18 protein-coding genes are annotated in these 18,113 nt (G+C 71.4%); 8 read left to right on the top strand and 10 right to left on the bottom strand.

What is annotated here, in order from left to right; genetic code table 11:
* Positions 1-348 precede the first annotated feature (348 nt).
* Positions 349-1,878: a hypothetical protein gene (locus ACIRU3_RS09990; RefSeq protein ID WP_404054012.1), complete on the top strand. Its 1,530-nt coding sequence runs from the start codon at positions 349-351 to the stop codon at positions 1,876-1,878.
* Here the strand turns inward: ACIRU3_RS09990 and cyc2 are convergent.
* From cyc2 to ACIRU3_RS09975, 3 genes are all read right to left on the bottom strand, one after another.
* Positions 1,871-4,033, bottom strand: a complete 2,163-nt coding sequence (cyc2, locus tag ACIRU3_RS09985; protein ID WP_404054009.1) for a germacradienol/geosmin synthase Cyc2 — start codon at positions 4,031-4,033, stop codon at positions 1,871-1,873. The genes ACIRU3_RS09990 and cyc2 overlap by 8 nt on opposite strands.
* Before the next feature lie 120 nt (positions 4,034-4,153).
* Positions 4,154-4,336, bottom strand: coding sequence for a hypothetical protein (locus tag ACIRU3_RS09980; protein ID WP_404054006.1), 183 nt, complete (start codon positions 4,334-4,336; stop codon positions 4,154-4,156).
* A gap of 41 nt (positions 4,337-4,377) precedes the next feature.
* Entirely contained in the window at positions 4,378-4,587 is a 210-nt protein-coding gene (locus ACIRU3_RS09975; protein WP_404054003.1) for an LLM class flavin-dependent oxidoreductase, read from the bottom strand.
* Between the two features lie 114 nt (positions 4,588-4,701).
* Between ACIRU3_RS09975 and ACIRU3_RS09970 the strand changes: the two genes are divergently transcribed.
* Complete coding sequence (locus ACIRU3_RS09970; protein WP_404054000.1) at positions 4,702-5,493, top strand: alpha/beta fold hydrolase; 792 nt, start codon at positions 4,702-4,704, stop codon at positions 5,491-5,493.
* Complete coding sequence (locus tag ACIRU3_RS09965) at positions 5,490-6,752, top strand: cytochrome P450 (RefSeq protein ID WP_404053997.1); 1,263 nt, start codon at positions 5,490-5,492, stop codon at positions 6,750-6,752. Before ACIRU3_RS09970 ends, ACIRU3_RS09965 begins: the two co-directional genes overlap by 4 nt.
* Here ACIRU3_RS09965 and ACIRU3_RS09960 read toward each other — a convergent pair.
* Both ACIRU3_RS09960 and ACIRU3_RS09955 read right to left on the bottom strand, forming a co-directional pair.
* Complete coding sequence (locus ACIRU3_RS09960) at positions 6,729-7,925, bottom strand: damage-control phosphatase ARMT1 family protein (RefSeq protein ID WP_404053994.1); 1,197 nt, start codon at positions 7,923-7,925, stop codon at positions 6,729-6,731. The two genes, ACIRU3_RS09965 and ACIRU3_RS09960, sit on opposite strands and share 24 nt — an antisense overlap.
* 22 nt (positions 7,926-7,947) lie before the next feature.
* The gene (locus ACIRU3_RS09955) at positions 7,948-8,595 is read right to left on the bottom strand and encodes a ScbR family autoregulator-binding transcription factor (RefSeq protein WP_404053991.1); all 648 of its coding nucleotides are present in this window, start codon (positions 8,593-8,595) and stop codon (positions 7,948-7,950) included.
* Between the two features lie 440 nt (positions 8,596-9,035).
* Between ACIRU3_RS09955 and ACIRU3_RS09950 the strand changes: the two genes are divergently transcribed.
* A complete protein-coding gene (locus tag ACIRU3_RS09950; RefSeq protein ID WP_404053988.1) occupies positions 9,036-9,989 on the top strand; it encodes a lytic polysaccharide monooxygenase in 954 nt (317 codons plus the stop codon).
* A 34-nt stretch (positions 9,990-10,023) separates the two neighbouring features.
* Here ACIRU3_RS09950 and ACIRU3_RS09945 read toward each other — a convergent pair whose 3' ends face one another.
* Positions 10,024-10,677: a Tat pathway signal sequence domain protein gene (locus ACIRU3_RS09945; protein WP_404053985.1), complete on the bottom strand. Its 654-nt coding sequence runs from the start codon at positions 10,675-10,677 to the stop codon at positions 10,024-10,026.
* A gap of 716 nt (positions 10,678-11,393) precedes the next feature.
* Here ACIRU3_RS09945 and ACIRU3_RS09940 point away from each other — a divergent pair.
* Both ACIRU3_RS09940 and ACIRU3_RS09935 read left to right on the top strand, forming a co-directional pair.
* Positions 11,394-12,092 carry a DUF6230 family protein gene (locus tag ACIRU3_RS09940; RefSeq protein WP_404054429.1) on the top strand — a complete coding sequence of 233 codons (699 nt, stop codon included), beginning with the start codon at positions 11,394-11,396 and terminating at the stop codon, positions 12,090-12,092.
* 4 nt (positions 12,093-12,096) lie between these two features.
* Complete coding sequence (locus tag ACIRU3_RS09935; RefSeq protein WP_404053982.1) at positions 12,097-12,546, top strand: DUF6114 domain-containing protein; 450 nt, start codon at positions 12,097-12,099, stop codon at positions 12,544-12,546.
* Positions 12,547-12,714: 168 nt separating this feature from the next.
* Here the strand turns inward: ACIRU3_RS09935 and tatA are convergent, their stop codons facing one another.
* Positions 12,715-12,972 carry a Sec-independent protein translocase subunit TatA gene (tatA, locus tag ACIRU3_RS09930; protein ID WP_404053980.1) on the bottom strand — a complete coding sequence of 86 codons (258 nt, stop codon included), beginning with the start codon at positions 12,970-12,972 and terminating at the stop codon, positions 12,715-12,717.
* A 129-nt stretch (positions 12,973-13,101) separates the two neighbouring features.
* Between tatA and ACIRU3_RS09925 the strand changes: the two genes are divergently transcribed.
* A complete protein-coding gene (locus tag ACIRU3_RS09925; protein WP_404053977.1) occupies positions 13,102-13,293 on the top strand; it encodes a hypothetical protein in 192 nt (63 codons plus the stop codon).
* Here ACIRU3_RS09925 and mgtA read toward each other — a convergent pair.
* Together mgtA and ACIRU3_RS09915 are read right to left on the bottom strand one after the other, a co-directional pair.
* On the bottom strand, positions 13,284-15,812 hold the full coding sequence (gene mgtA, locus ACIRU3_RS09920; RefSeq protein WP_404053974.1) for a magnesium-translocating P-type ATPase: 2,529 nt from the start codon (positions 15,810-15,812) through the stop codon (positions 13,284-13,286). The two genes, ACIRU3_RS09925 and mgtA, sit on opposite strands and share 10 nt — an antisense overlap.
* 4 nt (positions 15,813-15,816) lie before the next feature.
* Positions 15,817-16,182: an ArsR/SmtB family transcription factor gene (locus tag ACIRU3_RS09915; protein ID WP_404053971.1), complete on the bottom strand. Its 366-nt coding sequence runs from the start codon at positions 16,180-16,182 to the stop codon at positions 15,817-15,819.
* Between the two features lie 163 nt (positions 16,183-16,345).
* Here ACIRU3_RS09915 and ACIRU3_RS09910 point away from each other — a divergent pair, with 163 nt between their 5' ends.
* Positions 16,346-16,801, top strand: coding sequence for a tellurite resistance TerB family protein (locus ACIRU3_RS09910; RefSeq protein ID WP_404053969.1), 456 nt, complete (start codon positions 16,346-16,348; stop codon positions 16,799-16,801).
* Between the two features lie 284 nt (positions 16,802-17,085).
* On the opposite strand, the gene ACIRU3_RS09905 is transcribed toward ACIRU3_RS09910, so the two are convergent.
* Entirely contained in the window at positions 17,086-18,045 is a 960-nt protein-coding gene (locus ACIRU3_RS09905; protein WP_404053966.1) for an ABC transporter substrate-binding protein, read from the bottom strand.
* Between the last annotated feature and the right edge of the window lie 68 nt (positions 18,046-18,113).

The raw sequence follows: 18,113 nt of genomic DNA, 5'->3' as shown, positions 1-18,113 counted from the left end.
CGATCTCCGTCTCGTGCGTCACGTCGGCGGACGCGGGCCGCAGGACCGGAGGTACCGGCAGCGGTGCCACGTACGGTGTCAGTTCGACCGGAGCCAGCGCCTCCACGTGCGCCTGCTCCCCCTTGATGCTCTCGGCGATCCTCTCGATGATCTCGGTCAACTTCGCACTCCCCCGTGTGTTCTGACGTCTTCGGTTCCGTCACCCCGGAAGATTCCCGACGCTCCACCCGCGTTCCCTGAATGCCCCGGTCCGAGCGAGAGTGTCCGGAAATCGCGGGCGGGAGCGAGGTGCCCGGACCCGGTGGCAGGGGCGTCGCGTTGTCAGTGGACGCTGTTACGTTCTGTGACATGACCGATCACGCCCTGCGGCTGCTCCGGCACCACCGCCACCTGGCCGAACTGGCCGCCTTCCCCTTCGACTTCGACCTGGCCCGTGCGGCACACGGCCATGTCGAACCGGTGCGCCTCGCCTCCGGCGGCCCCCTCGAAGTGGTGGCGGGAGGCGACGGGGGCGGCACGTACTTCCTGTGCGCGGACGGCTCGGTTCTGTACGCCGACTCCGAGGGTTCGGCCGGAATCATCGGCTCGTCCGTCGACGAGGCTCTCGAGGTGCTGATCGGCCTGCCGGGCTGGCACGACCACCTCGATCTGTCGCCGGCCGACGGCGAGGAGACGATCCTGGCGCGCGTGGCCGAGACGGAGAAGGAGATCAGCGAGTATCACGGCGTGGACGAGGAACGCGCCGAACTCCGTGCCGCCCTGGACCTGCCCGCACGCTCCCCGGCGGAGCTCATCGGGATGCTGCATGCGGCGCTGCTGCGCACCGAGCCCGACTTCCTGCTGCTGAACGCGGCGGACGGGTGCGCCTACGAGCGGCTCGACCTGCACCCGCGGCCGTCGCTGTGGGAGCCGGTGCTGGCCCGGGGGCGGGCCGACCTGGCCCGGCTGCGCACGGGGGACGCCGCCGCGCTCACCACCGTGGCCGGCGATCCGGTGCGGCGCCGCGTCGTCCTGCGTGCCGCGCAGTTCGACCGCGCGGACGACGACCTGGGCCTGCTGCGCCGGCTGCTGAGGCACGAGGCGGAGGCCTCGATGACGGACGAACTGCGGCTCGCCGCCGTGCTGGTGGGACTGCGCGGCGACACGACGGACCTGCCGCTGCTGCACGAGGTGCGCGACACGGACTTCGACACCTGGTGCGGACTGGGCGGGCTGCCCGAGCCGGACGCAACGTCCGAAGAACTGCGGTGCTGGGCGGTTGAGTTGGACGAATCGCTGTTCGGCACGGATCCCACGGACGAACCGCTGTCGACGTGGACGGACCTGGCCGCGGACCAGGGGCTGACCGAACTGGCTCGGGTCGCCCTGATCCGCCGGCTGGACGAGATCGTCATGAACCAGCGCACGCTGCGCAGGCCCGGAGACGACAAGAGCCTCGACCCGTCACCGCTGCGTTCGCTCGCCGGCGAGTTCGAGGGGCTCGGCGACCTGACGCAGGCGCTGCGCGCGCAGCGCCTGTACGCGGCGCTCCAGGACACGGCCTGGGACCGGGTGTCGGCCCGTCTGACCCAGGCGCGCCTGGAGCGCGAGTGCGGACAACTCGTCGGCGCCGCGGGCTCCCTGTCGGTCCTGCGGGGCGTGCTGGTCGCCGCCCCCGACGAATCCCTGAGGCACTGGCAGGGCGTGAACCTGGGCCGGTTCATCGCCGAGGAGCACTACGCGCTCGCCCGTGCCCTGGCCGACGCGGACCGGCCCGAGGAGTCGGGTGCGGTCCTGGCGGCGGGCGAGGCGATACGCGGCGAGCTCTCCGGGGCGGCCGCGGAGGCCGTGCGGAAGCTCGCCGAGGAGACGTCGGCGCGGGTGCGGGAAGTCAGCTGACGGGCAGCGCGGGCGCCGGCGGCCGGTCCGGGAGGAAGCCGTGGGCGCGGCGTTCGAGGTAGGCGGCCTTGTAGCGGTCGACCGTCCGATGCCAGTGGAGGATGCCCGCCATCCAGTTCTGCAGGTCGCCCACATAGTTGCCCATGGCCTCGCGCGCCTCGGCCGACAGCCCGAAGTCGTCGTACAGGACGGGCAGTTCATGGCGGATGATGTGCTCGAACTGCCGCATGCGCTGGGTCATCAGATCGTGGACGATGCCGAGCGCGGCGGGGTAGTCACAGCCGAAGAAGTTCTGCACGACGAGGATCGCGTTGTGCATCTCCCCCTCGTACTCGATCTCCTTCTGGTACGAGAAGACGTCGTTGGTCAGGCACCCGTAGTCCACGGCGGCGTTCTCCAGCGCCTGGACGGGGCCGGTGCGGTGGATCTCCGGCGGGACAGCGGGTCCCTGGCTCATGCGGCACAGGCTGAGGGTGAGGTCGGAGCCGAAGGTGGCGCGGCGCATCTCCAGATAGTCGACCGGGTCGGGTACGCGGTTCTGAAGCTGGTTGGACAGCTCCCACACCCAGCTCTCGGTCATCTTGTCGACCGAGTCGCGCAGGGTGCGGCGCCGGCCGGGGGTCATGGCGGCGGTGGTGCGGGCCCACAGGTCGATCAGGCCGCGTTCCATACCGTTGACGGGGACGACGGGTGTGGCCTCGCCGTCGACGGGCATGCAGGCCGACAGGCGGGCGGTGGTCAGCCGGGCGGCGGCCAGATCGCGGCGGCCTCCGAAGACCAGCGGGTAGTAGTCGTCGCCGTAGGTGCCCCAGGCGAGCCAGTGGGCACTGAGGTCGAGGGCCTCCGGTGTGGCGTCCGGGTCGAGTCCGGCCGAGCACAGCGGGAGGTCGGAGGCGGCGAGCTTGTCCTCGTCCCAGACACCCTCCTCCAGCATGCCCATGCGGTGCATCCACACGGTCAGGCGGGGGCGGCACGCCTCCAGGTGCGGGCTCAGCTCGACCTCGTAGGGCATGTGGAAGTCGGGCAGCAGCGACGGGCCGACCTTCTGGAAGGGCACGTGCGCGTAGGCGCGCAGCCGCTCAGCGGCGGCCGAGGCGAGCAGCGCGCCCACGTCGGTGGCGGAGATGCCGGGACCGGTCAGCCGCTGCCAGGGCGCGACGGAGGCGACGCCCTGGTTCATGTAGCGGCTGGAGCGCAGATGCCACTCGTGTCCGCCGGACTGCCAGTCCTGAAGTCCCTTGGTGTAGGCGCCGACCGCGGCGACCTCGTCGGGCCCGAGCCCCTTCTCCAGGGCGACGGCGGGCACCTCGGTGAGCGCGGTGTGCTCGAACTGGTGGAGACGCGAGGTGAGGATGTCGTTGACGGTCTCGGCGGCCTCCTGGGTGGTGCAGCCGAAGAAGGTCTCCAGTACGAGCACGCCGTTGCTGTTCTCGCCCTCGTCCTCGACCTCCCGCTGGTAGGAGAAGAGGTCGTTGCGCAGGTGGACCGAGTCAGAGAACGTCTCCATGAGCACCCGGAGCGGCCGGGTCCCGGCGACGGCGGCGGGCACCTCCGCGGTCGCGTACTCCACGAGCCCCGACGACCAGGGGGCGCCGCCCACCTTGCGGCGCATCTCGATGTACTCGACCGGATTGGCGATCCGCCCCTCGTTGATGTTGGACAGCTCCCACATGGACTCGTTGAGCAGATGCTCGGTGGCCACGGAGAAACGCCGGCGCCAGTCGACGGACATGGACGGCACCGTGCGCGCCCACAGGTCGGCGAGGCCCGCCTCGACCGGGTTCTCCGGGTCCGGCACGGGCGCAGCGAGGTCCAGCGGCATGAACAGCGGGAGGCGTTCCAGATGGGCCTTCCCCGCGGCGCGGTCCTGGGTGCGCTTGTACATGTCGAGGAAGTGGTCGTCGAAGAAGAACACCCACACGTACCAGTCGGTGATCAGCGAGAGGGCCGGTCCGTCGCAGTCGGGGTGGGTGTAGGCGCACAGGAGTCCGTAGTCGTGCGCCTCCAGGTCGGCCTGCTCCCAGATCCCGGAGCCCTCCAGCATGCCCCTCTCGCGTGCCCACTCGGTCGAGTGGGCACGTGCCTCGTCGACATGTGGGTTGAGCCGCGCGGGATACGGCATGTAGAAGTGCGGGAGTTCGAACGGCTGCGTCATGCCGAGGGCCCTACCCGGGGGCCGGGAGGGCCATCCGCCGCGCAGAACATGATCACACCATCGCGTGAACCCCCGTCAAAACAGTGAACCTCCGTGGGCTCGTGTGGCGTTGGCCATCGTTCATGACACGTGCCGCAGGACCTCCTCGGCGGTCCAGGCCATGGCGTCCGGGAGCGCCTCCGTCGCGACCGGCAGCCACAGGGAGACGACCGAAAGGCCCGCGTCCTCCAGGCGCCCCAGCTCGTCCCGCACGCTCTCCGCGGTGGCGTCCGGGCCTCCCAGGAGGCGTCCGGGGTTGTCCACGGCGGGCGCGAAGCCCGGCGGCAGCAGGAACCGGACCGCCGTCAGGTCCAGGCCGGCCGGGTCGCGCCCGCCACCGCGGACAGCAGGACCAGCGGGTCCGGAGTCACGCCGAGGTCGCCGGCCAGCAGGTGACCACCGGCGACGACATGGTCGAAGCCGAGTTCGTCGGCCGTGCGGGCTGTCTCCAGAACACCGTCGAGCGCGTCCTCCGACCGGGACCACAGCCGCTGCGGTGCCGCTCCGATGCGCATGCCTCCGCCTTCCCTTCACCCGCCCTGTCCGGCGCCCGGTACACCACCCGGACGGCTGGGGCATGCCCCGTCCGCACCCTTGCCGAGCCCCCGTGTGCGGTCCACGGTAGGCGCATGACCTCCTTTCTGCTGCCCCATGAGGTGCACGGCGACGGCGCCCACAAGGTGTTCGCCGTGCACGGCTGGTTCGCCGACCGGTCCGCCTACGCGGCCGTCCTGCCGGACCTGGACCGCACCGCCTTCACCTACGCGCTGGTCGATCTGCGCGGCTACGGCAAGGCCCGGGATGCCGTGGGCTCCTGTACGACGGCCGAGGCGGCCGTGGACCTGGTGGAGCTGGCCGACCGGCTGGGCTGGGGACGGTTCTCGGTGATCGGGCACTCCATGGGCGGCACGGTGGCACAGCGGCTGCTGTCGGTGGCCCCGCACCGGCTGCGCCGGATCGTCGGCGTCTCCCCCGTACCCGCCTCGGGGCTGCCGCTGCCCGGCGAGCAGGGCGTGCTGTTCGCGGACGCGGCGCACAAGCCGGAGAACCGGCGCACGATCATCGACTTCACCACCGGGGGCCGTCGTCCTGCCGCCTGGCTCGACCGGATGGTGGACCGGTCGCTGGAGCGCAGCGACCCGAAGGCGTTCCGGGCCTGGCTCGGCTCCTGGGCGGGCGAGGACTTCCGCGCCGACGTGGAGGGCTGCGAGGTGCCCGCGCTGGCGGTGGCCGGTGAACTCGATCCGGCGCTGTCGCCGGCGCTGATGCGGGAGACCTGGATGTCCTGGTATCCGCGCGCCCGGCTCGCCGCCCTCCCGGGCGCCGGGCACTACGCGATGGACGAGACCCCGCTGGAGCTCATCCGAGTGGTCGAGGACTTCCTGCGGGCCGACGAGGCCGGCGAGGACGAGCAGGCGTGAGCGTACGCGACGCCCCGCCGGTGCCCGACGTCTTCGACCCGCGCCGGTACGCCGCCGGGGTGCCGTACGCCGACTACCGCGTGCTGCGCGACCACCACCCGGTGGCCTGGCAGCACGAGAGCGAGGTGCTGGGCTGGCCGGCCGGGCCGGGATTCTGGGCGGTCACCCGGCACGCCGACGTGGTCCGCGTGCTCAAGGATTCGGCGACGTACTCCTCGTACATCGGCGCGACCCAGATCCGCGATCCGGACCCGGACGACCTACCGTTCATCCGGCGCATGATGCTCAATCAGGATCCGCCGCAGCACAGGCGACTGCGGCGGCTGGTGAGCCGTGCGTTCACTCCGGGGCGCGTCGACCGGTTCGCGGCGGTCGCGCGCGAACGTGCCCGCGCCCTGCTCGGCCGGGCTCTGGACGAGGCCCGGTCGGGCGACGGCACGGTCGACGTGGTCTCCACCGTCACCGACGAGTACGCCCTGCTCAATCTGGCCGATCTGCTGGGGGTTCCGGACAGCGACCGGCGGCTGCTGCTGCACTGGACGCGGCGGGTCATCGGCTACCAGGATCCGGACGAGGCCGGTCCCCCGGTGCTGGACGAGGCCGGCAAGCCGGTCGATCCGCGTTCACCGGCGATGCTGCGGGACATGTTCGCCTACGCCGGACAGCTGGCCGCGTACAAACGACGGTATCCCGCCGACGACATCATGACGACGCTCGCACATGACGCCGAACTCGTGTCGGCGGAGCTGGAGATGTTCTTCTTCCTGCTCACCGTCGCGGGCAACGACACCGTACGCAGCGCGGCCCCCGGCGGACTGCTGGCCCTGGCGGAGCATCCGGAGGCGTACGAGATGCTGCGCGCGGGGAAGGCCGGAATGCGGTCCGCCGTGGACGAGTTGCTGCGCTGGCACCCGCCGGTTCTGACCTTCCGCCGCACGGCCGCCCACGACACCGAGCTGGCCGGCCGCCGGATCGGAGCGGGCGACAAGGTGGTGGTGTTCCATGCCTCGGCCAACCGTGACGAACGCGCGTTCGCCGAGCCCGACCGGCTCGACCTCTCCCGCACGCCCAATGCGCACGTGTCCTTCGGGGACGGACCGCACGTGTGTCTGGGCGCCCACTTCGCCCGGCTGCAGCTGCAGCTGCTCTACGAGGAGGTGTTGCGCGCGCTGCCCGGCCCGCGGCTCGCGGGTCCGGCCGGGCGGCTCGTGTCCAACTTCATCAACGGCCTCAAGTCACTTCCGCTGAGCGTCGCCTGACGCGTTCACCTGGATCAGCGCATGGGTGCCGCCGGTGCGCCAGCGCTGCCCCTCCGCCGCGACCAGTGCGGCCTCGGTCGCCGCGGTCAGGCCGGTGATCACGTCGGACTTCAGGGTGCGCAGGGCGGCGACGGGCCCGGGGAAGCAGGGGGTGGCCTCCTGGAAGGGCGTGGTGGGCGGCCACAGGCGGTCGCCCACCAGGCGGCGGTAGTTGAGGTCGCCCTTGACGATGGTCAGCGTGGCCGAGGCGAACTCGGCGCGCAGGTCGTCCGGCTGGTCGGCGTACGGCAGCGGGGCGCAGGAGAAGGGGTGGGCGCGTACCGTGAGCCGGCCGTCGGCCATGGCCGACCAGAGGACGCGCCCGTACTGGGCGGCCGCCCCCGGTGCCGCGACGAGGCGCTGCAGGGCGTCGACCACGTCGGCGGTGGTGGCGTCGGAGACGTAGTAGGGGTGGGGCTTGACGTGCAGCGTGGCCCGCCGGATCCGCCCCTCGGCGAGGAGATGGGCGATCAGGAGCAGGTCGGGGACGAGTTCGCGGCCCGCGTTGTCCGCGACCAGGACGAGCGTGCCGGGGGCGGAGGGCGGCAGCAGCGACCACAGGGTCTCGCTGTCGTCGGCCACCAGAGCGGGGGTCGGTTCCGCGGCCTCGGCGCCCTCGGCGGAGAGGCGGAAGCCGAGGTCGGCTCGGTTGCCCCACAGCGAGCCGTGCAGCAGGGCGCGAGCCCGCTCCTGCTCCGGCCGGTCCTGGAGCGCATCGAGCGCGGAGAGTTCCTCGTCGGTCTCCGGGGCGTCGAGTTCGGCGCGTTTGAAGGGGCGGAAGGGGTCGATGCCCTGCCAGGCGCCCGGGCCGGTGCAGCCGACGGCGTCCAGCAGCCGGCGGTAGAAGTAACTCTCGGACCACAGCCACGGCACGTCGAACCAGGACCGGCCCAGGTGGCCGTCCAGCCCCCAGGCGCGCCAGCGGTCCCGGTCGCCCGCGTCCTCGGGCAGCGGTTCGATCACCCCTTCGGTGCAGCTCTTCAGCAGCTCGTCGAGCGCGTGGTGCTGCGCGGGCCCGTACGGGAAGGCGTCCCGTACCTGCCGGATGATCGCGGGGTGCCGCTCGGCCAGCACGCTGTGCGGGAACGAGCCCGGTTCATTGCCGAGGATCACGGGCGCGGGGGTGACGGGCATGCCCGTCACCGTATCGCGCGGTTCAGCCGGTTCTGATCTCCCGCTCCAGCTGCGTGGCGAGGGTCAGATAGCGGGGGCGGCGGTGCACCGGCACCAGCCCCCGGACCATCAGGTGCCACATCTCGGCGACCCTGCGGGGCAGCCGTGCGACCGGTTCGAGGGAGCGGCCGGCGACCCGGGTCCCGACGAAGAAGCAGACGAGGGAGTGCGCGACGACACCTACGTCGATCTCGGCATGGACATCGGCCTCCTTGACGGCACCGCTGAACTTGCGGGTGGCGAAATCCAACCACTCGGTGAAGGGGTGTCTGAGCGGTGGCCGTACGACGACGTCCGCGGTGGCGAGGCGGAGTCCGGCGCGCGGCACCGGGTCGTCCACGGCCAGCCGGGCGACCGCGAACGTGGCCCGCATCAGAGCCTCCAGCGAGGAGTAGCCGCGCCCCTCGACTTCGGCCACCACCTGCTGCGCGGCTCTGGCCTGGAGTTCCAGGATGGCGTGGGCCAGGTCCTCCTTGGCGGCGAAGTGGAAGTACAACGCCCCCTTGGTGACCTGCGCGTGGCCGACGATGTCACTCAGACTGGTGGATTCATAGCCCTGCCGGTCGAACAGATCGGCAGCAGCCGTGATGATCGTCGCCCGGGTCTGCTCAGCGCGTAATTGCCTCGCCATCGACTGACCCCTCCTCGCGGCTCTCTAACGAACGGGACACGCGGTTTGTTTTGACCCCACGCATACGATAACTCACCGAGCGGGAAAGGGAGTCGGGTGGTCGTACTCAGAGGTCCGACCCGTGTCATGCGCAGCCGCGATACTCGGCACGACCTTCGCATTCTGCAAACGGATGGCATCGAAAGATGCTGCTCCCACTGAACTTGACCGTTTCCGGAAGCCAAGAGGCCGTGATCTTCCGCTCTTTGACGGCCCGGCGACGAGGCGCCCCGTCCGCTTCCAGGTGTGCCGTCGCGGGCGTCCGTCAAAACAGCCCGAACGGTCGGTGCCGTCGGCCGATCGGTTTTGGACACTCCCGGGGCGGCTGAACGCGGCGGACGTGTGTCCCGTACTGGACACAGCAGATCCCCGTTCCCGCGCCCGCCGAGGAGAAGTCCCGGATGACTCGGAAGACCACCCGCCTGAGCGTCACGGCGGCCGCAGCGGCGGCCCCGCTCCTGCTTCTGCCGTGGGTGGCGGGGTCTGCCCAGGCCCATGGCGCCCCCACGGATCCGGTCAGCCGGGTGTACGCCTGCTCCCCCGAGGGCGGCAGCGCGAACCGGTCGGCGGCCTGCAAGGCGGCTGTCGCCGCGAACGGCGCCCCCTTCACCGCGTGGGACAACCTGCGCGTGGCGGGGGTGGGCGGCCGGGACCGGCAGGTGATCCCGGACGGCAGGCTGTGCAGCGGGAACCTGCCCGCCTACCGGGGCCTCGATCTGGCCCGGCAGGACTGGCCGGCGACCCGACTGGCCCCGGGCGGGCGGCTGACTATGACGTACGCCTCGACGATCGCGCACACCGGCACGTTCAGGATGTATCTCACCAAGCCCGGCTACGACCCGGCCAAGCCGCTGAAGTGGTCGGATCTGCCCACGCGCCCCTTCGCCGAGGTCACGGACCCGCCGCTGACGAACGGGGCGTACCACCTCCGGGCGACACTGCCGAAGGACCGCACGGGCCGTCAGATGCTGTACACGATCTGGCAGAACAGCAGCACACCGGACACGTACTACTCGTGCTCCGACGTGGTGTTCCCGGAGGCGGGGGCCGGGGCGGGTACAGGCACCGGGGCGGGGACCGGGACGGGAACGGCGAAGGCCACGAAGCCGGCCGGGGCCTCACAGGCTCCGGCGAGCCCGCCGCCCGCGCGGACGGCGACCTCTCGGCCTCCCACGGGAACTCCGGCCTCCTCGGAGAAGAAGACTTCGGCGAGCGCCACCGATGACAGCACACCCGTGGCCGAGGCGACCCGCGCGGACGCGGGCCCCTCGGCCCCGTTGCTGGCGGGCGGCGCCGCCGCGGTGCTGGTGCTCACCGGGGGCGCCGCCCTGGTTCTGCGTCTACGCCGACGCTGACCTTCTGACCTTCCGGACCTCTGCGGCCCGTACGTCAGTTGACATAGACCTGGGCACCCGCGTCGGTCACGGGGGCGTACTTGGCGGTGAAGTAGCCACTGGCGAAGCAGAGCGACGAGCCTGAGGTCTTGGTGAACTGCTGGTTGGTGAAGGTGATGCTGCTGTCGCTGTTGTCGGCCTTACCGGTCAGGCTGGGCGCCTGGTAGACGCAGGTGATGGTGCCCAGCAGGGTGCGCAGCTTGACCGTGGTCTGGATGGTGGATCCGCCGGCCGGCGAGACGGTGAGGGTGCCGTCGGAGGCGACCGTTGCGGTGTAGGGCAGGTTGTCGACCGTGATGCTGCTGACGCCGAGCACACCGGTGACGTTGCTGGTGCAGCTGCTGCTGTCGAAGGAGTGCCCGGTGACCGACTCGGTGGCCGTACCGGGGGCGGTCGGGTTGCCCGTGACCGTGGCGGTGAACTGCGACGACTTGCAGGTGACCCCGCTGGTGCCGGTCGCGCTGGAGTAGAGCGTGGCGGACGTGCCGCCGGCCAGGGGCGCGGTCAGGGTGTCACCGACCGCCGCGGCGGTGCCGCCGACGCTGCCCGTGGTCAGCACAGCGCTGCCGTCCGCGGACGCGGGGACGGCGGCGGCGACGGTGAGCGCGGTGACGGCGCCGGCGAGGGCGAGGAGGGATCGCGTACGCATGCGGGTGCCTCATTCCTTGGGTGGGGGGACAACGTGGGGTGAGGTGGGGGGTGTTGATGAGGTGGGGGGTGGCGGCGCCGAATGCCGGGGGTGGCGCGTGGGGGGCATCGGGGATGGCACGGAGGGAGTGGTGATGCGCGGTCGGTGAGGGGGGTGGTGGCCGCCGTCGCCGGTCCGCGACGCCTTCTCCGTACGTCACGGACCGGCGACGGAAGCCGGCCAGGCACCGGCCGAAGGCCTCGGGGGAAGGCCTCCGGCCGGGCCGGACAGGGGGCGGACGGGCACGGACCGAGGGGGGAACGGCCGTGCCGGTGCCGCGGTGGTGTGGAGCGGTTGCTGAAGGAAGGCCGGGAATGCGGCCCATGCCGCTCGGCGGATCCGGCGCCACGGATCCGGGGAAACCAGGGAGAGTTGTAGACCTGATGAACCGTCAACGTCAAGGCACTACAAAGGAGTTGCTGTTCGCGACACCTGTCCCGATACCGCTTCCCCGGCGGGCTCGTGGGGGTCCGCGCACATCCAACACCCTTTTTTCACAACTCCCTTGACCCTGAAAAGTAACCGGCGGTAACTTCCTCGCAGGCTACTGCCGCGTAACGAGAAAGCCCTTGCATCCGCCGGGAGTGCGAGGAGGCGTGCGCGACAGCCGCTGTCCGCGCCAGGACAACGCGCCACTGAAGCCCAACCCGCATTGATCTATGCCCATGGGAGCAGACATGGCCTCGTCCCCGGACCTCTCGTCCGCCGACAACACCCCCGAGAACCCAGGAAGCGGTTCCTCGCCCGAAGCCTCAGCCGCGTCCGGGTCCGCCGTCGGCGGCGAGAGGCGAGGCCGGGTACGGCTGCGCAGGGCCGCTGTCATGGCCGTGCCCGCCACCGTGGTCGCCGCCGGCCTTGCGATCCTCACCGCGCAGGGGGCCCTCGGTGTGCAGTTCGCGATCTCCGGTATGCCGTTCACGGTCACGGCGACGGAACTCAACGGCACCGGCTTCGAGCAGTTCGGCGGGCTCGACAACATGGCGGACGGCAGCCCGAACGCCGGGGACACCGGCGGCCAGGTGCTCGTCGTCACCTCCGCGATCAAGAACGCCACGCTCACCAAGCTGTGCCAGAGCGTCGACCTCGGTGGCACCAACCTGCTGATCACCGCGGGCAGCGGCGAACAGAAGGTGATCGCGAGCGACCTCACCACCGACTCGACCGAGCTGTCGGGTGACGCGGCGTTCAACAACATCGAGATCGGCAACGACGCCAGCACACTGAACAAGGCGAACGCGAAGGGCCCGATCGGCGTCTTCAGCCAGCAGGCCGACACGGTACACATCGGCAACCTGCGGCAGACCAACTACGCGACCACCGCCGGTGTGTTCAAGCTGCCGGGACTCAGGCTCCGCTTCAGCGATTCGGGCTGCTGATCCGATGCCGGAACGTCCACATCAGGGACTGAGGCCCGCCTTCCGCAGGTGGCGGGCCCGCCGTCCGTTCTGGGGCGGACTGCTGCTGACCCTCGGGGGCGGCGAGATCCTGCTCACCGAGAAGGCCTCACTGAAGGTCGTGATGCACATCGGCATGCAGGGCCTGGCCGGCTATCTGCTGCCGACGCTCATGATGCTGCTGGGTCTGCTGATCCTCTTCAACCCCGGCCAGCGGCTCTTCTACTCCCTCACCGGCATCCTGCTGTCGCTGGGCACCTGGCTCACCTCGAACCTCGGCGGCTTCTTCATCGGCCTCCTCCTCGGCGCCACCGGCTGCTGCCTCACCTTCGGCTGGCTCCCCGACCAGGAGCCCCGTGTGAGCCGCCGCCGTCGCCGCAAGGAGGCGCGGGCCGCTGCGCAGAGCCTGCGGGAAGGGGCGGGGGAACCGGCCTGAGACGCCGACGCCTCAACGCCGCCCCGAAGCCTCGCCCGAACGGGTGGCCTGGGAACTTCTGTGCCGTCGTGGCGAGTTCATCGCGCAGACGGACGGCAGTGGAACGCCCTCCGGACGATGCAAGGAACGAAGGGGCTGCGGCGTCATGGTGTTCAAGAGGCTGCCGGTCTAGGCGCCGGACGCGGTGCGGACCTCCGCCGGCTCCACAGCCTGGCCGGTGCCGGCACCGTTGCCTGTTCCGACGCCCGGTCCGCCGGCGGCCGGGGTGCCGCTCTCACCCTTCATCGCCTTCGCCTCGCTCTTGAGAATGCGCATGGATGTGCCCAGCGCCCGGGCGGCGTCCGGCAGCTTCCTGGAGCCGAACAGCACGAGGAACACGATCGCGACGATCAGCAGGTGCCAGGGCTCGAGTCCATTGCGGAGCATGACCGCCCCCTCCTTTTCCCACGTTCTTCCTGACGGCCACGGGCTCGGATGCCCCGGGGTCCGCTCAAAAACGATTGCTACATTGCGCAACTGTACAACCCGGGATGGGGCATTGGCGGGGGTGGGCGAGTGCGGCGCGCCGAGGCGTTCCCCGGCGCCGAGCCGGAACAGTTCGGCGCGGCCCCGGGCTTCGGCAGACCGGCACGGTCCCGAGTCTCGGCAGACCGGCACGGCCCCGAGTCTCGGCAGACCGGCACGGCCCCGATCGACGTGGTCCGGGGCCTGCCGGCCGCCGGCACCTCGAACCTGATCTACCGCTGACGCCGGTCGTGACGCGTCTTCGCCGCGGTGAGGGCGAGGGCGTACAGGCCGAGGACGGCGGCGAGCAGCAGGTGGTAGGTGGCGGGCAGGGCCGTCATACCGAGGGCCGCGCCCAGGGGGCTGAGCGGTAGCAGCACGCCGATGGCGGCGAGCCCGGCCGCGGACCAGCCGACCGGGCCGGGGCGACGGCCCTCTGCGACGTGCCGGCCGGAACGCAGGAGCAGCATCACCAGGGCTTGGGTGAGCAGGTTCTCGGTGAACCAGGCCGAGTGGAACAGGGCTTCGTCGTCCACGGCGTCGGGGCCGCGCAGGGCGAACGCGAGCACGCCGAAGGTGGCGAGGTCGGCGATCGCGTTGAGCACGCCGAAACCGGCGATGAACCGCAGGAAGGAGGGCGGCCGGAGCACGGTCGGCCGGTGCAGCGCCCGGGCGTCGGGGCGGTCGTGGGCGAAGGCGAGCTGGGAGGCGTCGAAGCACAGGTTCTGCGCGAGCACCTGGGCGGGGAGCATGGGCAGGAAGGGCAACAGCAGTCCGGCGGCGAGCATCGCGATGACGTTGCCGAGGTTGGAGGAGAGGGTGACACGCAGATAGGAGGCGATGTTGGCGCTGCTGTGCCGGCCGGCGCCGACGGCGTACCCGATCGCGGTGAGGTCCTTGTCGGCGAGTACGACGTCGGCGCTCTCGCGGGCCACATCGACGGCACCGCGCGGGGCCAGGCCGACGTCGGCGGCGAGCAGCGCGGGTACGTCGTTGGCGCCGTCACCGAGGAAGCCGACGGTGTGCCCGGACGCGCGGAGGCCCGCCACGATGCGCGCCTTGTCCTCGGGGGTACAGCGGGCGACGACCGAGGAACGGGCCGGTACGGCCGGGCCGGCACCGTCCGCGGCCGTCCGCACCTGTTCCGGCTCCAGTCCCAGGTCGCGGCAGACACGGACGGCCGTGCCGGGATGGTCACCGGTGAGGACGTGGACCGTGACGCCGAGGCCGGTGAGAGTGCGCAGGGCCTCGGCGGCGCCGGGGGCGAGGTCGTCGCGGAAGGTGACCAGACCGCGGTAGGTGAGGCCGTGTTCGTCGGCGGGTGTGCAGGGCCGGATGCCGGCGATGGGGGTCCCCCGGCTCGTGCGAAGTCGAGAGTGCGGGAGTTCGGCGGTGGCGACGGCCAGGACGCGCAGCCCGGCGTCCGCCTCGCGCGCGGCGAGCGCGAGCAGCCGCCGGCGTTCGGCGTCCGGCAGCTCGCAGCGTTCCAGGACGGCCTCGGCGGCGCCCTTGGTCACCAGGACATGGCGGCCCAGGGGGCCGGCGACGACAGCGGTCGCGGTGCGCCTGGCCGGGTCGAAGGGCAGGGCGGCGAGGCCGTCGTACTCCTCGCCCACGAGTCCGGCGGCGGTGAGCAGGGCCTCGTCGAGGGCGTCCGGGGCGGGCAGTTCGGCGAGTTGCAGGGTCCACCAGGCGCCGACGGCGGCCCAGCGCAGCACGTCCGGGTCGGGCCGGCCGTCCGGTCCGAGCGAGCGGGCGACGACGGGCCTGTCCTCGGTGAGCGTGCCGGTCTTGTCCACGCACAGCACGTCGATCGCGCCGAGGTCGTGCAGCGCGGGCAGCCGTCGTACGACGACCCGGTGGGTGCGCGCGAGCAGGGCGGCGCCCCGGGCCAGGCAGGTGGTGACGATCACCGGGAGCATCTCGGGGGTGAGCCCGACGGCCACCGCGACGGCGAACGGCAGGGTCTGCGGGCCCCGGCCGCTCAGGACCGCGCTCGCCATGAGAACCAGCGGCGGGGTGAGCAGCATGAAACGGACCAGCACCCAGGAGATCCCGTGGACGGACCTGTCGAAGGCGCTCGGCCCACGACGGCCCGGCACCCGGTGGGCTCCGGCGAACCGGGTGTGCGCTCCGGTCGCCACGACGACGGCGGTGGTGCTGCCGGCGACGACGTCGCTGCCTTGGAAGCACAGGTGCGACTCGGCGAGCGGGTCGGGCACATCGGCCGCGGCCTTGGGCACGGGTGCGGACTCACCGGTGAGCGCGGCCTCGCGCACCGTCAGACCGCGGGCGCGCAGCAGCCGTACGTCGGCCGGGACGAGATCGCCGGGACCGAGCCGTACGACGTCGCCGGGCACCAGGTCGGCGACCGGGACCTCGCGGGCGCACGGCTCGGCTCCGTCGTCGGCGCGGCGCAGCACGGTGGCCGTGCCGGCGGCCAGTGCGCGCAGGGCGGCCAGCGAGCGGTCGGCGCGGCGCTCACCGGCCGCGCGCAGCGCGCAGCTGACCGCGACCAGGCCGAGGATCACGGCGGCCGTGCCCCAGGAGGCGACGAACGCGGAGACCAGGCCGAGGGCGAGCAGGACGGTGGTGAAGGGGTCGCTCAGACCGCGGACGCAGCGGCGGGCCCAGGACGGGGTGCGGGCACCGGGCGGGGTGTTCTCGCCGAGGGCGGCGAGCCGGGCGGCGGCCGCGTCGTCGGTGAGCCCGCGCGGGCCGGTCTCCAGGCGCCGCAGCAGTGCGAGGGGGGTGTCGGTCACGGGTTCACAGGCCGCGGACGCGGGCGGCCGGGACGGCGGTTGCCTGCCGCTCGGCGAACCGCCCGACGAGGAGCCGTACGACGTCGACGACGGCGGACTGTTCCTCGGCGTCCACGAAGTACACCTGGCGGCGGCCCTCTCGGCGGGAGCGGACGAGGCCTGCGAGCTTGAGCTTGGTCAGGTGCTGGCTGACGGCGGGCAGCGCGCCGCCCACGCGGTCGGCGAGCCCGGTGACGTCGCTCTCCCCCTGGGCCAGCGCCCACACGATGTGCAGCCGGGCGGGCGAGGCGAGCAGTCCGAAGGCGGCGGCCGCCTGCGCGAGCACCTCGGCCGAGGGGTCCTGAAAGCCCGTGCCGGGCGCTGTCGCCACTGTCGCCGACCTCCTGCCGCGTCTTCGCCGTGTTCCGTCCGTGTCCGGGGAATCAGTCTAGGTCGCCGGAACTTATCGGCCGCCCCATGAGTTTCTACGTTGCTGTAGAAGTTGATGTACACATTTCCGTCGAGGCAATCGACTGTGGATACGAGGAGTTCGCATGGCCCTGTGGGACCGCTTCAAGGAGTCGGCGTCGCAGATGCAGACTCAGCTGGTGGCGAAGAAGAACGACCTGAAGAGCGGGGCCTTCCGCGATGCGAGCATGGCGATGTGCGCGCTCGTGGCCGCTGCCGACGGCACCGTCGACCCGGCGGAGCGGCAGCGGGTGGCCCAGCTCATCGCGACGAACGAGGTGCTGCAGAACTTCCCGGCCGACGACCTGAGGCGCCGCTTCGAGGAGAACCTGAACAAGCTGACCACCGACTTCGACTTCGGCAAGGTGAGCGTGCTCCAGGAGGTCGCCAAGGCGAAGAAGAAGCCTGCCGAGGCGCGGGCCGTGGTGCAGATCGGCATCGTCATCGGCGGCGCGGACGGCGACTTCGACAAGACCGAGCAGGCGGTGGTGCGTGAGGCGTGCTACACGCTGGATCTGCCGCCGCACGAGTTCGACCTCTGACCGATCGGCACCGGCGAGGACGGGGGCATGCTCGACGACCTCGACCGTGCCCTCATCCACGCCCTGCATCCGGACGGCCGGTCTCCGTTCAGCAGGATCGCCGAGGTTGCTCGGTGTCCCGGCGCAGACGGTCGCCCGCCGCTACCGGCGGCCGCGCACCGAGGCCGGGCTGCGGGTGGTGGGGCCGGCCGACCCAGCCGGAGGCCCGATCCGTGCACGACGACGCGGGTGCCCCCACACCTCCGGGGCACCCGCGTCGTCGTGTTCCGCGGTACGTCGGTACGTCAGTCCAGACCGGCGGACTGCAGCCAGGCCTTGGCGACGTCCAGCGGGTCCTTGTTCTGGGACTGCACCTGGCTGTCCAGGTCCAGCAGGGTCGCCGTGTCCAGCTTGGCGGAGACGGCGTCGAGCGCGTCGACGCCCTTCTGGGACAGGGCGCTCTTGTACACCAGCGGCTGGACGTTCTCGTAGCCGAAGAGGTTCTTCGGGTCCTGCAGGACGACGAACTTCTCCTTGGAGATGGTCGGTTCCGTGGTGAAGATGTCCGCGGCCTGCACCGCGTCCTTCTTCAGCGCCGCCTGGGTGAGCGGGCCGCCAGCGTCCAGCGCCTTGAAGGACTTGAACTCCAGGCCGTACACCTTCTTCAGGCCGACCAGACCCTGCTGGCGGGTCTGGAACTCCGGCGAGGCGCCGATGACCAGGTCCTTCGCGACGTCCTTCAGGTCGGCGATGGACGACTTCTCGGTGAGGTGGTACTTCTTCGCGGTGGCCGCGTTGAGCGTGACCGAGTCCTTGTTCTGCGCGGGCGAGGGCTCCAGCAGGGTCAGCTTGGAGTCCAGCTTGGCCTCGATGGCCGAGGTGGTCGTCTCGACGGTCTTCGGCGTGGCCTTCGGGTCGAGGTAGGCCAGCAGCGCGCCGTTGTACTCGGGCAGGACGGAGATGGAACCGTTCTTGAGCAGACCGTAGGTGGTCTCGCGACTGCCGATGTTCGGCTTGTAAGTGACCTTGATTCCCTTGGCCTTGAGCGCCTCGCCGTAGATGTCGGCGAGCAGGATGCTCTCCGCGAAGTTGTTGGATCCGACGACCACGCTGTCGCCGCTCGCCTTGCTGTCCGAAAGGGGGTTGTCGCCCTTGTCGTCGGAGGAGCCACAGCCCGCCAGCAGGGCCGTCGCCGCCGCGAGGGCGACCACCGCCGCGCCTCGGTTCCTCCGGATGGGCCTGCTGATGCGGTTGGTGAAAGTCACCCATTGATCCAATCCAGCCAGTTCTCGGTCAGTCAAGTGCCTCCAGGTCACCGATTGGCTTCGATACG

The organism is Streptomyces sp. NPDC101151 (assembly GCF_044768335.1).
In the GTDB taxonomy this organism is placed as follows: domain Bacteria; phylum Actinomycetota; class Actinomycetes; order Streptomycetales; family Streptomycetaceae; genus Streptomyces.
The sequence above is the reverse complement of the archived record's forward strand: the minus strand, read 5'-3'. Positions and strand labels throughout refer to the sequence as shown.

Coding starts and splice junctions, on each gene's coding strand:
- ACIRU3_RS09960 (WP_404053994.1), bottom strand. CDS start 7,925: ATGCCCGTCACCCCCGCGCCCGTGATCCTCGGCAATGAACCGGGCTCG.
- ACIRU3_RS09955 (WP_404053991.1), bottom strand. CDS start 8,595: ATGGCGAGGCAATTACGCGCTGAGCAGACCCGGGCGACGATCATCACG.
- ACIRU3_RS09940 (WP_404054429.1), top strand. CDS start 11,394: ATGGCCTCGTCCCCGGACCTCTCGTCCGCCGACAACACCCCCGAGAAC.
- ACIRU3_RS09945 (WP_404053985.1), bottom strand. CDS start 10,677: ATGCGTACGCGATCCCTCCTCGCCCTCGCCGGCGCCGTCACCGCGCTC.
- tatA (WP_404053980.1), bottom strand. CDS start 12,972: ATGCTCCGCAATGGACTCGAGCCCTGGCACCTGCTGATCGTCGCGATC.
- ACIRU3_RS09950 (WP_404053988.1), top strand. CDS start 9,036: ATGACTCGGAAGACCACCCGCCTGAGCGTCACGGCGGCCGCAGCGGCG.
- cyc2 (WP_404054009.1), bottom strand. CDS start 4,033: ATGACGCAGCCGTTCGAACTCCCGCACTTCTACATGCCGTATCCCGCG.
- ACIRU3_RS09935 (WP_404053982.1), top strand. CDS start 12,097: ATGCCGGAACGTCCACATCAGGGACTGAGGCCCGCCTTCCGCAGGTGG.
- ACIRU3_RS09970 (WP_404054000.1), top strand. CDS start 4,702: ATGACCTCCTTTCTGCTGCCCCATGAGGTGCACGGCGACGGCGCCCAC.
- ACIRU3_RS09975 (WP_404054003.1), bottom strand. CDS start 4,587: ATGCGCATCGGAGCGGCACCGCAGCGGCTGTGGTCCCGGTCGGAGGAC.
- ACIRU3_RS09910 (WP_404053969.1), top strand. CDS start 16,346: ATGGCCCTGTGGGACCGCTTCAAGGAGTCGGCGTCGCAGATGCAGACT.
- ACIRU3_RS09990 (WP_404054012.1), top strand. CDS start 349: ATGACCGATCACGCCCTGCGGCTGCTCCGGCACCACCGCCACCTGGCC.